The sequence below is a fragment of the Wolbachia endosymbiont (group A) of Epagoge grotiana genome, assembly GCF_947251775.1.
Taxonomy (GTDB): Bacteria; Pseudomonadota; Alphaproteobacteria; order Rickettsiales; family Anaplasmataceae; genus Wolbachia; species Wolbachia pipientis.
The window spans coordinates 1624428-1638690 of sequence record NZ_OX366387.1 but is presented as its reverse complement, the minus strand read 5'-3'; the positions used below and the strand labels follow the sequence as shown (position 1 = coordinate 1638690).

The window sequence follows — 14263 nt, the reverse complement described above, 5'->3', positions numbered from 1 at the left end:
CAACTTAATTAAAAACGTTTGTTTTAGCGTAAGACAACTACCTTTAGCTCATCAGCTCAGTTATAAGCAAAATTTCTGGATTCCAGACTGGAATGACACCATTTGCTGTGCAATTTACCTTCAAAAATGAATGTTCGTACAGCTATGTGTCAAGCACTGGGATGACACCATTCTTTTTTCTGGATTCCAGTGTCTGGGCACTGGAATGACACCCCCCTGATAGGCTCAAATCATAGTGTTTGTACAGTTGTGGGTTTAGGCTACCTATAAATTCTAAACTGTTGTTACGTATTAGGACCACCAAATACACCCCCAGGACCCAAAGTCAGTTTAGCTATATCAGAAAACAGGTTATGTGGAAATCTTAAAATACTTCTTGTTCGCCAAGCAAAATAAATACATTCCTACAAACAAGCAGATGCTCAATACTGACACATAAGAAAACTTAAAAATTAAATCTCTAATGTATATTGATAAGCATTTACCTGCAGAAAATTTGTATAGTAATCCAACACATACAACGGCACTATCAACCACTGATGCTATAATTAAAGTAATGAAATTTGCCATATGAAAATTCAACTTGGACTTCAATTTTTCAAAAATAATTATGCTTGAGAGAAGAGATACTAAAATTGCAGTATATGAAATCAATATCATCAAATTAAAACTTTGCCATTTAAAAACACAACATAGCGCTGTACACACTATTAAGTTGTACGTAGCTTTGCTTCTGCCATAAAATTCAACCATTGAATTTACAACTAAAGCAGCTCCCACAAATAAGGCAGCACATATCATCAATTTATTTGAAGTGTTGAGTAAAGAAAGACTGATAAACAGGAGTATCGATAAAATAGACATAATTACCTACCCAAAATTAATAACATACATTCATTCTAAATAAACATTACATATAGTAAAAGAGTTATTTAGCATAATAAGAAAAATATTTTATATTAGCATGCCACATCTTTCAGATCTACTTTTAAAACATCCTTTATGTTTAGCACCTTTTTCTCTGTTACTTTGCCAATACATGAATAAACTGCACCTTCAAACAATTCTTCAAACCTCTTCTGATTGTGTGGTGCAATAGTAACCAAAATTCTACTTTGCGATTCAGAAAACATTATTATCTTGTTTATTATGTCTGTATTTTGTATTTTTCCTATTGGCACTAGTGAAAGATCGATTTCAGCACCGAGATCTCCTGCAATTAGCGATTTTGCCAGAGCAATAACTAATCCGCCTAAGTTTGGTGCAATTGCAGAGGCAATTATGCCATCTTTTATTGCCTGGTTGTAACGCTCATACAACTTCCTAGCGCTCTTTGCATCAACTTTTGGTACGTTGTTATTACCTATTCCACTATATAACTGATATTCAGATCTACCAAGTTCATCAAGTGTTTCTCCAAGCACGTATATTAAGTCTCCTGGCATTTTTACATCAAGCGATACCGCATTTTCAATATCTTCTATAATTCCAATTGCTGAGATGAGTAATGAAGGTGGTGCAGATATCATCACTTTCTCGCCATTTTCATCATATCCCTTAAAGTCGTTAAACATACTATCTTTTCCGGATATGAATGGTGTTTTAAATGCAGTTGCAAAGTCGTAACAAGCCTCTGCAGCTCTCTTTAGTTGCCACAACCTTTCTGGATTATAAGCATCACACCAACAAAAATTGTCGAGCAACGCTAGATGATTTATATTTCCTCCTGCGGCTACATAGTTGCGTATCGCGGTGTCAATTGCACATGCTGCCATGTGGTAGGTGTCAATTTCTCCATAACTTGAGCCAAATCCTTGCGATTTTACAACACCTTTATTTGAAGAAAGGATTGGTCTTGAAACAATAGCTTCACTGCACACTCTTCCCTTGCCCTGCAGTGGTTTCAGCACTGACGACCCTTGAACCTCATGATCATATTGCACCACTATGAACTCTTTACTGCAAATGTTTGGTCTGCTTAACATTTCTTTTAATTCAATTTCTAAAGAAGGCGAACTTGTTGTCATTCCAGCGCGTGGCGCTGGAAGCCCCTTAGACCACGGCTTTGTCTGTAAATGCATTTTAGGATTACCATCATGCAGAAATTCAGTTCCGATATCCATTATTACTGTCCCTTTAGGACATTTAACAACGGCTTTACCACTCTCATTAAACTCTCCAATCACACAAACCTCCACATCATGTTTTTTCATGATTTGCTTAAACATAGGGAGATTTTCTTCTGGCACTGCTAAGGTCATTCTCTCTTGTGATTCTGATATCCATATTTCCCACGGAGCCATACCATCGTTTTTAAGGAGAACCTTGCTCAAATCAACTTCAAATCCGTCTTTTCCCATTTCACCAATAGACGACGACAGCCCACCTGCTCCATTGTCCGTTATTGCATTATAAAGACCAAGATCTCTTGCTTTTATGACGGCATTGGATAGTTTTTTTTGTGTTATAGGGTCACCAATTTGCACAATCGTTGAAGGGCTGTTTCCCGACAAAGCCTCTGAAGAAAACGTTGCACCATGAATTCCGTCTCTTCCAACTCTTCCGCCAATAATTACGATTTTATCGCTGTTTTTAGGCCCTTTGATGTGTGAAGGTGCGTTATTTATGTTGCGCGGAATAATTCCGACACTGCCAACAAAAACTAACGGCTTGCCACAAAATCTATCGTCAAAATATACCGATCCAAGTTGCGTTGGAATACCAGAGCAATTACCAGCAACATTAACACCGTGGATCACTTCTTTCATTATATATTTTGGCGGTAAGATCTCATCAGTGCGCTCTTTGTCCCTATAAAACTTGCCTTTTGCTTCTTTGGCAAAGCAAAAGTAATAGGTATTCATTATAGGCTCCGCGCCTTTCCCGAAACCCACTATATCGCGATTAACTCCAAGCACTCCGGTCATTGCTCCACCAAACGGATCAAGCGCCGAAGGGCTATTGTGAGTTTCAACTTTATCTACGATTAAGTAATCGTCATTAAAAATTATTCCTCCGGCATTGTCGGAGAAAACTGACACACATATGTCAGAATTTATCTCACGCGTTGCACGCTTAATATAATGTGCGTATAGGCCATCTTTTATTTCATCAATAGGAGAGCAAAAGATATTGTGCTTACAATGTTCAGACCAAGTTTGTGCTAGGGACTCAAGTTCAATATCATATGGATTTCTATTAAGTTTTTTAAAGTAATCCTTTATAGCTTTCATTGCTGCCAGAGAGAGCCCTAAAGTGCCGTTACCATTGATTCCATCTCTGCTGATCTTTTCAAGCTCTTGGTCACTTACATTTAGGTTAACAGGCTTAGCATCCTTTTTCACGGACTGATACTGAGTAAACTTTTTATATTTACCGTAATGCTTCCAATAGCAATTGCCGTTTTTTTTATAAACAAGCGTGCAATACTCAGTGATAGGGTTGAATTCTTGCTTTATATAATCTTCGGTTGGCATGCTTCCTTTACCCAAAATAAGTTTTGAACTTCTTGCTTTGATATGAACGCCTTCATCAATGTGGCCCTTGCTAATTAAATACTCTCTAACAATTTGTTTTGCTGTGTTGCCTACATTATCGGTCATGCCAGGTAAGAAGCTTATCTCCAAGCCCCACTCAGCTTGTGGTTCTATGAAGTCATATTGAACTTCTTCAAGGTTTTCGTTGTAGGAATAATAACGGCAGTCTTGTATGACTTTATTATAAAATAGCCCACAAATTTCTTCATATAATTTTGGTGGTAATTCTTTGTGTATATAAATCGAGTAAACGTTGACTAACCATCTGCGGCCAACTTGCTCACATTTATTTAAAATTTCTATTCTGATGTTTGTCATGTAATGTTATAAAAGATTTTAATATATAATAGCATACAAGCACGTTTATATTTTGAATAATTTCTATACAATAAAAGTATTGTATTAATTGTTACTGTTAGTGGGAAGAGTTTTTACCGTTAATGTGGATGAATCTCTTTTTGATGTGCTGGTTCAGCATATATTTTCTGAATATGAAAGAGAAAAAATCCCTGAAGTAAAGATCATACTTCCTTGCAAGAGGGATGTGATAGCGCTGCTGAGTGCATTCAAGAATTATAACGCTAAAAAATGCATAATTTTGCCAGAGATAGTTTCGCTAGAGAACATCGATGAGGAGGATTTAATATTAAATCTTGATAGAGTCAAAGTTATCAAGCCAACAAAAAGGACGCTGCTACTCATTCAATTCATATTGGAGTGGAATAGAAAAAATAATGATAATTTTCCAATTGATTTAGCTTATAGCCTGCCATCATTGCTTGATAAAATTCAGTATACCCAAATGGCAGAGTTCGATGAACACTCAAAAAAAATAGAAAGTTTCATAAATTTACTTATTGAAACATGGAATAAAATTTTAAAAGATTTAGGAGTAGTAGATATATTAGAACATAAGAGTGATTACATAAACAGTATGATAACCTCTTTACAAAAAGACCAATATATAATCTTTGTTGGAATTGGAAAGGATAAGTCGTTAATTAAGGCTATATATGATCTGCCATTTGGAAAAATAATTTTGCCTAACCTGAATTTGAAAATTAAAGAGAAAGACTGGAAATTGCTTGATAAAAAACACTATCAATATTGTCTGAAAGATCTGCTAGGTTATTTAAGTATAGGCAGAGAGGATGTAAGTTTTCTGCCAGAAGCGTGTTCTCCAGTGCCCAGACACTGGGATCCAGAAAACTTAACTTTAAATGAGCGCACCAGGTGGCTGTATAATGAAAACTGGATCCCAGTGTCAAGCACTGGGATGACAGAAGAAAGGGCTGGGATAACAGGAAGTCCTGAGGAATATCTAGATTACGTCTTTGATACAACTGCCGATCTAAGCAAAGTTAGTAGTGGACATGTTGGCAATATTGAAGTCATCACTTGTGATTCCAGAGAGGAAGAAGCACAAGTGACATCATTAATTATAGAAAATGAAGGTTATGAAAACATTTCTTTGGTCGTCTTTGATAAATTACTTGCAGCTCGTATAGCATGTTTATCAAGGCAACACAGTGCCATACCGGAAAATTACCCTTATATAACGCTTCTGCTTTATAGTATCGAAGTTTTGACCTCAAATTGGAGCAGTGTGTCATTACTTTCGCTCCTTAAACATAGGCTAGTGACTTTTGGTTACACTCAAGAAGAGTACACTCGGATTTTATCTGAATTTGAAATAGAGATATTACGCAACTTTAGTACAAATGGCCTGAGCGATATTATAAATGCTATCAATGCCCATAAAAAGCTAAAATACAAAGAAGATATATTACTTATTATCAGTAAGTTAGAGGTTATATTTAATCCTTTACTTCGTTCTATAAATTGCTCTATTTTTGATGTGGTAGCAACTCATTTGCAGTGTATTAATATATTATCTGGTATAAATTTTTCAGAGCTAAATAGTGAAATAGGTAATTTTACCTGTAATTTCTCAAATGCATGTGAGGGTGTAGGAATTAAATGCTCCTTAGAGTTATATAGCCAAATTCTGACCTTATTTTTAGAGAAAGAGTTTTTCTCTGTAGCAAGTGACTTGAATAAATTCAGCTTATATCACAACAAAGTTGTAATACTTGCTGGATTTAATGAAGCGCCAAGCTTTCAAAATCCGCTTTTGAATGCATTTACGAGAGAAAAATTTAATCTTCCTTCCGTGCAAGAAGAGCAGGGGTATTTTTTTTATACTTTACACAATTTGTTTTGTGCAAGTAAGGTTTATATTACAAGATCGCTAAGCCATAGAAAACCAATTCTATTGCAGCGTTTGGAAATTCTACTCAAGGAGGGGAAGCAGCCGTATCGTGATTGGCTAAGGATATTAAATACGCCTGAATGTACTGTTCCATGTACTCAGCCTATGCCAAAACCTCAAACCGAAGTTAGAAAAGAAAAAATGCAGGTGATGTCTTGCAGTGCAATAGAAAAGCTAATTCGTAATCCTTATTCATTTTACGTTGAATATATACTGGGCCTTAAACAATTAAGAGACTTGAATTTTAAGCCATCGATATTGGAATTTGGCACTATGGTACACAACATTCTTGCAAGATATTTACGCAACAAAAAATCTCCAATGAGCATTGCACGAGAAGCATTCTCGACTAGTCAGTTTAATTTTTCAAATATGTGGTGGGTAAGACTACAAAAGATAATTCAATCTTTTGTCGAATTTGATGAAACTCGAAGCAATTATGTTGAGTTGGAAAAGAACTTTTCCTGTCCGATATTTCATATTCCAGCGCGTGACACTGGTTCTTGTGATCAGTATGAAACTGCTTGGATGACAAATAAGCCACAAGAAATTTCACTGATAGCAAGATGTGATAGAGTTGAGTATCTACCAAGTGGGCAAGTGGCAATTATAGACTATAAGCTTGGTACACCACCTTCCAATGAAGAAGTAATGTCGGGATTTTTTCCGCAATTAATTTTACAAGCCTTAGCGGTAGAACATATAACAAAAAGAGAAGTCTCAGAACTTGCTTATTGGAAACTTGATTATGATAAAATAAAAGTTATTTCTATACAAAATTATAGATACAAAATGCAAGAATTAAAAAATGATCTGCCTGGTTTTTTATCTAACTATTTAAGTAATTCCACACCCTTTATTGCCTCTCCATATTTTGATAAATTCCTGAGATTTAACAGCTATAAACAGCTAGAAAGGGTAGGAGAGTGGTTGTAAATGGTGTCATCCGAGTACCTGACACTGGTTTCCATCCAAAAGGGTGTCATCCCAGTGCCCAGACACTGGGATGGCTTTGTTGCATCACACTTTATGAGATGGTGATTTATGGTAAATTCATGTAACTATCTCAAATTTAGCCATACCAATATCAGTGAATTTATTAAGCAAATAGCATTTAGTTCTTTTTCTCGATTTATCTCAGATTTATTCCTAAAACTAAATCCGAATATTTGCTTTAATCTTGAGAAAAACCCTTCAATATAAGATCTTTTCCCATAATTTACTTCTTTTTTCCATTCTTTCATGCCATCTTCACCGTATAATTTTATTAACCTAATAGCAGCATTCCTGTTAGACATATAATCTATTTCTGGATGTTCTGCCGCATTGTTTATTGGTGGAATTTTTGTCTTTATATCATATTCGTTACACAACTTATAAAACTTGCGCCTATCACACGCTCTATCTGCATATAGTGCTTTTATAGCATGCTGAAAATCAACTTCTTTTAGCAAATCACAAGCTCCATAGTGATCAGAGTAGACACCGTTACTGTATTTTACAGCTATGGCTTTTTTGTTGTTTATATTCAACATTACGTGCAATTTTCTCGTTTGCTCATAGCCACGATATTTTCTGTCAGTGCTATTTTCCTTGCTGTGTGTTGTTGTATATACTAATTCCTGTACTGTCTATAGCAATTTCGATATCTTCCATATTATTTTCTGCAATCATTGATCTTAATATTGAGTTTCTTAAACCTTCTTGATGATTGTGAATAGCTGATAACTGCCAAATCTCTTCCTATTTGTTACAAATACCCTTTTATAAACCCGACTGTTTGTCTTAAACCAATTCTAAAGAAACTGACGATTATATGCACCAAAATCACAACTTTATCACTATAAATATAGTTGCCGCCCTGCATTTTTGGACAATTCTCGTACCAATTTTCTATGGCGTCATTGATATAACAAAAAATGCTTCCTCTTTCTTGGAGAAATTTGTTATATTCATGGCAGTTACTGACTCTCATTTTTTGTGGCATATTTTTTCTTCAACAGTTAAATGGCTATTTATAATGAATTTTGTCAGTAACTGCCAGTTCTTTTCACTTGAGCGATGCAACAAAGCCCACTGGGATCCAGTTTCACCTTGTGATGGTATCATGAAAGTAGCTGACACTGGTTTCCATCCAAGACGGTGTCATTCCTTACTATTACCCACAAATATAAATGGACTAAAAAGTAAAATATTACAATATTAAAGTTTGCAAATATTGAGGGTGTAAAATGGCAAGTAAAAGTAGTGAATGGGCTAAAAATGAATTTGGAGATAAAAGATTAACTGACCGATTAGTAAAGATTGCTGATAGTTTGATAAGTTTACCTGAAAGCTCAATTAATGAGGCATGCGGAAGTTGGTCAGAAGCAAAAGCAGCATACCGTTTTTTTCAAAATGAGAATGTAAAAGAAAGTGATATTTTAGCTACACATATTAATAAGACGGTTGAGAGAACAAAAGCTCACAAGAGGGTTCTTGTCATTCAAGATACCAGTTACATTGTATATAATAACCATAAAAAAACAAGCGGATTAGCAAATTTGTCCAGTTATGATACTGCAAAAGGTATTATAATGCATACAGCTCTTGCCGTTAGTATAGAAGGTTTGGTACTAGGGATACTAGATCAAAAAGTTTATTCAAGACCTGAAGAAACTGAGAACCTTAAAAAAAAGAGCGATCGCATTGAAGATAAAGAAAGCGTAAAGTGGTTGGAAACTTTAAGAAAAACAAATAATATTATTGATCCAACTCAAACTGAGACTATAACTGTATGCGATAGAGAAGCAGATATATATGACTTTTTTGAGCTTGCACATAATCTTAATTCGGCAGTGCTAGTTAGAGCATGCAGAGATAGAGCAGTAAATAGAAAATCTCGATATCCTGAAAAAGGTGAGCAGAAGTTATGGGCATTTATTAAATCCTCTCATTGTACAGGTACGGTAGAAGTTGAAGTTCCTGTAAAAGATAATAAGCCAAAAAGAACAGCACGTTTGGAAGTTAGATTTGGAAAGTTTATGATGAATCCATCTAAGAATAATATTAGGCATAAGACGGAAGAACTACCTAAATTACCACTTTATGCAGTTTATGTTGTTGAGAAAACTCCCCTTCCCTTAAAAAAAAACCGCTAGAATGGATGCTATTAACGAATCTTTCAGTTAATACTTTCGATGAAGCTGTTGAAAAAATTAGTTGGTATCAACTATGTTTTTTAAAAATTTTTTTATTTGTGTAATTTTGCAAATTATATGGGCAATAAAAACCCGTTTGTCATAGAAATAGAATTTTATATCAAACAGCTACCACAGCAATTTCTGCTTAAGCTAATGAATATGTGCTTTAAGTCTGTGTGGACGCACATATTCATTAGCCAATTTCAGTTACCGTTGTGAAGATTTTTAAGTATGCAAATTAATTGCTTCTTTAAGTCTTGTATTAGCAATTACTATAATTTTATGCATTAGGGCTGTTATAGCCACCATCTTCTTCTTACCACTTTCAACAAGCTTAGAATAAAAGGCGCCAAGTATAGATTTTGACCTTGTAGCAGCCATAGCGGCTGTAAAGAGCTTTGAACGAACGTTACTTCTACCACCTGTAATCCTTCGGTAACCAACAGCTTTACCACTTTCTTTTGGATGCGGTGCAACTCCGGCAAGACTTGCTACTTCTTTTCTGTTTAAGTAACCAAGCTCTGGCATTAAACACAAAAAATCTTGTGATAACTTTTTACCTATTCCAGGAACTGTTTTAAGAATTTTTTGGCGTTGTTGTAATTCGCGGCTTTCATCAATAATCTTTTGTATAGTATCATTGAGTTCGTTTATTTGACTATCGAAAAACTCAATGGTCTTTTGACAGCTTTCTTTTATATGATCATTTTCCGGTGCTTCAAGTCTGCATTTTTCTTGAGTTCTCATTTGCGTAATATCATCACGACGTTGACAAAGTGCAGCCAAAGTTGATTGTTCTGTAGAGGTAGGTACAAATAGAGAGATAGTTCTATGGCGTTCAAATCCATATTGAGCAAGAGCTCTTGCATCTGATCTATCAGACTTTGCTAAAGTTCCGTGAGATAAAATAAAGCTTTTTACTTTACGAGTATTAGCTCGATGCACGGCAATATTTTTGTCGGTAAGAAAATGTGATAAGCCAAGCTCATATTTCCCTGTATTTTCTAAAGTCACTAAAGCATTAGGTAGAATATCTGAAAACTCTTGAAATAATTGTTGCCAACCAGAAGCATTATTATCAAATTCGACAGCATTCTTCTGTTTGTGAATTGCAACGACATTTTTAAATTTTCCGATGTCAATGCCAATAAAATTTTGATAAGATGTAACCATAATAAACCTCGATAGTTTTAGTTAATTTAAGATTGTAAACGGGTGCATATATATGTCCCAAGCAACTATTCAAACGTATCGAGAGATAGGGCTAGCGTACCTTGATACCAACGGTTGTAATACCAATTTCCTTTCGGTCGCGCACGCCCGCTATTCCTAGTGAACAGGGTTATCTTTCTCTCTTATCTCTTTTATATCACGTTTTTAACTTACAATTGCCTTAGATGGAAAATAGAGATATTACATAAAATTTTAAATTCGGTCTCAAAGTTGAAGAATGTAGGCTTGGAATAGCAGAAAGACTAATGAGATATCTAACAGTTATGAGTATTATTGCTTGGAGGATCTTCTTTATTACATCAATTGCAAGAGCTAACCCAACATTACCATGTACTACCTTATTAGCTGAAGAGGAATGGAAAGTTTTATACGTTAAAATACACAGAAAACCATGTCCAAGTGTAGTTCCCAACATAAAAGAAGCTGTTTCATGAACTTGGAGGCCATTTAGCAAGAAAAAATGACCCAGAACCAGGACCTTATGTTCTTTGGAAAGGATATAAACGTCTCTTTGATTTAGCAGAAGGATGGCGACTTGCTCACGAACCTCATATTTGTGGGTAATAGTAAGATTAACTACCATACGTGAGAATTATTGCTGCCAAATATAGCCATCCCTCCTTGGTTTTGATGTAAGTAATCCCATACTTTATTTGGTTGATCAACAATAAAGTTTTGATCTAATATATTGGGAGCTACAGCTCTATTATCTGTTTGTTGTTTTTTAATTTTAAACTTTCTTCTCAGTATAGCCCTGATGTCATTTTTCTGCATAATACTTTGCACCGTTTTCAAATTGCAACTTTTACCCAAAGCCTTCAATTCAGCATGAATTTTAGGAGCTCCATATCTACATTTAGAAACTTGATATATTTTTTGAATAGCTTCGAGTAGCTCTTTATTTGCTGATTCTCTACTGCTTATTTTTCTTGTGGTCCACTTATAGTAGCCACTAGCAGAAAATCCTACATAATCCCTGTACTTTATAGCAGTTACTATATAAAAAAATATTTTACTCTTTTTGACTGGCCAGGGCTTTTTTTTAAATGTCTCTTTCCCTTGTTACTCTTGCTTTGTAAATCAAACCTCTCTTTGTCATAAGGTGCTACATCTGGAAATGCATTTGCCGCTGACTTTTTTTCGTTATATTTCTTCATCCATTTTCCTAATACACTATCCCTTATTCCTAGATCTCTTGCTACTTTTGCAACTGGTTGACCTACCTTTCTTTGTTCATTTGCCAGCTTAACAGCTTCCAATTTGAATTCTGCCGTATATTCTCTTACCATTTCTAATCCTCCAAAATTTTATTTTACCCAAAAAAACTCTTTTCTTTCTCTCCACTTTTTCTGGGTAAGGTCACTACTGCTATTCCACGTCAAGAACAACCATAAGTTCATTAGGGTTCACATAACCTAAAGCATTTTTTGCTTGCTCATCAAGCAGATCTAAATCTAAGCTTTTTTCATATAAGCCAAATACTTTGTTGTCCAACTTTTCCTTTTCAGAAGAGACATCCTTTAGCAAAAGTTTATTGTACTCGATTTCTTTTTTTAAATCGATTAACGTCAATAAGCCACGTTTACCTGTAATTGTGCTAATGCTGAAATATAATGTAAGGGAAGAAATGAGTAAGGCTGCGCTTAAACACAGTAACTTTTGCTTCTTTTTAGATATAAGCACCGTACTTTCACATATAAAAAATATATAACATGAAAAGGTGAACAAAAAGCTAAGAACCTTGACGCGCTTTACACCTTGGCTTTACCTTATTTATAATGTAAATCTTACCACCCCTTTTCACAACTTTACAATTTTTATCTCTGTTACGATGAGATTTTAGCGACCCTTTGACTTTCATATCTATAGTAAGAATTAAATTACTTTACATTATAATCACTTATCAAGAGTTAGTCAATTGATAACATTTTATTAAAATATTGTATAATTGTTGCTGATACTTCTTCGATCGACTTTTGCGTGACATCGATAATTGGCCAGTTATTCTGTTTAAAGAGCTCCTCTGCTTCTTTAATTTCCTTTTCTACTTTCTCAGGGTTAGCATATATATTATTATCTTCGTTGTTAATTGAAGTAAGTCTATTTTTGCGTATTTCTATTAGCCTACTTACGTCTATTGTTACCCCTATCGTTAGTTTATTTTTTAATTTTGCCAAGTCGACATAAAAGGGTACCCCACTAACAAAAGGAATATTTGCAACCTTATAGCCTCGGTAAGCTAAATACGTACTGGTGGGAGATTTTGATGTACGTGAAACTCCAACCAAAATTATATCTGCTTTATCAATATCTTGAATATTTTGTCCATCATCATGATTAATAGTGTAGTTTATTGCCTCAATGCGATGAAAATATTCGTTATTTATCTCAGTATGCAAGTCAAGCTTTTCGTCTTTTTCAATTTCAAGATAAGACGAAATTTCTCTAATAATATGTGATAATATTGCTCTATAGGGAATTTTCAACTTTATACAGTTATCTTTTAGATATTTTCTTAGCTCATCATCAGTAATAGTGCATATAACAAAATTATGCTCATCACTTTTCCTATTAATTTCCTCCAGAATTTTGTCAATCTGCTCTTCTCCTTTTACAAAAGACCAAACATATTCGATCGTTTCTACAGAACGAAAGTGTTTCAGAGCTGATTTTGCAACTGATATAACAGTTTCACCACTTGAATCTGATACTAAGTGTAGATTAAGCTTTTTAAGGGTCATATACTAAAAATAATAGCTAGCAATCTGCTACTGAAATTATGCTAATTTGTTGACCTACGTAAATATAGAAAAACTATCCTGTTGATAAAACTCAAACTAATTGGTAAATTCTTAACACAATTATTCTCAAAACGAATGTTTTTATTAAAGCCTACAAATTTCTCTTATTTTTCTAAGAAAGCTCTACCTTGGCTTGGGGTTATTTGTTTCGCATGTTTTTTAATTGGAATGTCTTTGGCGTTATTCTTCTCTCCAGAAGATTATAAACAAGGAGAAATTGTACGAATCATGTACATTCATGTGCCTTCTGCATGGCTTGCTCTTGGAATATATGGATTAATTGCATCACTTGGTTTCATTTCATTGGTATGGAACAATAGCATTGCTAGTGTCTTGGCACATGCTGCTGCTCCTGCAGGGACAGTCTTTTCGGCAATATGCTTAATCACAGGCAGCATCTGGGGAAAAGGAACCTGGGGCACTTGGTGGGTATGGGATGCAAGGCTTACTTCAATGCTGATTTTATTTTTCCTATATGTTGGCTACCTTTCATTGTGGAGCGCTTTTGATAATGAAGCGAGGGCAGAAAAATCAGCAGCAGTATTTGCCATCTTTAGTGCTATAAATATTCCTATAGTAAAATTTTCCGTGAATTTATCGTCCACTCTCCATCAGCCAGCAAGCATTTTGAGAAAAGGTGGAATAGCAATAGAAAGTTCCCTGCTGTTGCCACTGGTTGCAATGTTTATGTTTTGTGCCACATTTTTTTTAGTAGTGTGGATACTGTATTCACTTTACTTAATTAATTTATATAAGATAAAGAGAGAAATCAGTATGCGGTATTAGGCCGAGAGATGAAAATAGAACACACCACATCACCAAGTAGCAAAGACATTGAATTCCTACTCAAAAAGATTAATGAAGAAACCGTTGATAAAGGTACGTGTAACCCATTTGCTTTTTTTATTCGCGATGATACTGAACAAATTATTGTAGGTTGTAGCGGTTTTGTTATCTATGGTTCAATTTACACTGACTTGCTTTGGGTGCACTCTGATTATAGAAGAAAAGGTATGGGAAAGCAGCTAATGGAAGAAGTTCATGATTATGGTCGTGAGATGCACTGTAAAATAGCAACCGTTGCAACCATGAATTTTCAAAAAGCGAAAGTATTTTATGAAAAGCTTGGGTATAAGTGTGATCTTGTACGTCCAGGGTATGTTAACATGTATATTTTTGAAGAAAGTGTTGTGAGATGCACTGTAAAATAGCAACCGTTGTAACCATGAACTCTAAAAT

Annotated in this window: 8 protein-coding genes and 4 pseudogenes; 5 read left to right on the top strand and 7 right to left on the bottom strand. The window is 34.9% G+C overall.

The window, feature by feature from the left end; translation table 11 throughout:
- Window positions 1-959 precede the first annotated feature (959 nt).
- On the bottom strand, window positions 960-3854 hold the full coding sequence (locus OPR50_RS07755; protein ID WP_265024038.1) for a phosphoribosylformylglycinamidine synthase subunit PurL: 2895 nt from the start codon (window positions 3852-3854) through the stop codon (window positions 960-962).
- Between the two features lie 100 nt (window positions 3855-3954).
- Here OPR50_RS07755 and OPR50_RS07750 point away from each other — a divergent pair, with 100 nt between their 5' ends.
- Complete coding sequence (locus OPR50_RS07750) at window positions 3955-6744, top strand: WPE palindromic element domain-containing protein (protein ID WP_264339661.1); 2790 nt, start codon at window positions 3955-3957, stop codon at window positions 6742-6744.
- A gap of 117 nt (window positions 6745-6861) precedes the next feature.
- On the opposite strand, the pseudogene OPR50_RS08990 reads toward OPR50_RS07750, so the two are convergent.
- Window positions 6862-7795: pseudogene (locus OPR50_RS08990) on the bottom strand (IS5 family transposase).
- A 244-nt stretch (window positions 7796-8039) separates the two neighbouring features.
- Here OPR50_RS08990 and OPR50_RS07735 point away from each other — a divergent pair.
- Window positions 8040-9022 (top strand): annotated as a pseudogene (locus OPR50_RS07735) (IS4 family transposase); the annotation flags it as partial.
- A 193-nt stretch (window positions 9023-9215) separates the two neighbouring features.
- Here the strand turns inward: OPR50_RS07735 and OPR50_RS07730 are convergent.
- Window positions 9216-10163 (bottom strand): IS110 family RNA-guided transposase, encoded by a 948-nt coding sequence (locus OPR50_RS07730; RefSeq protein ID WP_265024037.1) that lies wholly within the window; start codon window positions 10161-10163, stop codon window positions 9216-9218.
- Between the two features lie 216 nt (window positions 10164-10379).
- On the opposite strand from OPR50_RS07730, the pseudogene OPR50_RS07725 reads away from it, so the two are divergent.
- Window positions 10380-10787 (top strand): annotated as a pseudogene (locus OPR50_RS07725) (IS4 family transposase); the annotation flags it as partial.
- A 17-nt stretch (window positions 10788-10804) separates the two neighbouring features.
- On the opposite strand, the pseudogene OPR50_RS08985 reads toward OPR50_RS07725, so the two are convergent.
- The 4 genes and pseudogenes from OPR50_RS08985 to OPR50_RS07700 form a co-directional block, all read right to left on the bottom strand.
- Window positions 10805-11512: pseudogene (locus OPR50_RS08985) on the bottom strand (IS3 family transposase); the annotation flags it as partial.
- 79 nt (window positions 11513-11591) lie between these two features.
- Complete coding sequence (locus OPR50_RS07710; RefSeq protein ID WP_010962526.1) at window positions 11592-11906, bottom strand: FtsB family cell division protein; 315 nt, start codon at window positions 11904-11906, stop codon at window positions 11592-11594.
- A 49-nt stretch (window positions 11907-11955) separates the two neighbouring features.
- A complete protein-coding gene (ykgO, locus tag OPR50_RS07705) occupies window positions 11956-12084 on the bottom strand; it encodes a type B 50S ribosomal protein L36 (RefSeq protein ID WP_006279631.1) in 129 nt (42 codons plus the stop codon).
- Window positions 12085-12133: 49 nt separating this feature from the next.
- Window positions 12134-12964: a pyruvate, water dikinase regulatory protein gene (locus tag OPR50_RS07700; protein ID WP_264339162.1), complete on the bottom strand. Its 831-nt coding sequence runs from the start codon at window positions 12962-12964 to the stop codon at window positions 12134-12136.
- A gap of 135 nt (window positions 12965-13099) precedes the next feature.
- Here OPR50_RS07700 and ccmC point away from each other — a divergent pair, with 135 nt between their 5' ends.
- Together ccmC and OPR50_RS07690 are read left to right on the top strand one after the other, a co-directional pair.
- On the top strand, window positions 13100-13810 hold the full coding sequence (gene ccmC, locus OPR50_RS07695) for a heme ABC transporter permease CcmC (protein WP_264339161.1): 711 nt from the start codon (window positions 13100-13102) through the stop codon (window positions 13808-13810).
- Between the two features lie 8 nt (window positions 13811-13818).
- A complete protein-coding gene (locus OPR50_RS07690; RefSeq protein WP_083250453.1) occupies window positions 13819-14235 on the top strand; it encodes a GNAT family N-acetyltransferase in 417 nt (138 codons plus the stop codon).
- Window positions 14236-14263 lie beyond the last annotated feature (28 nt).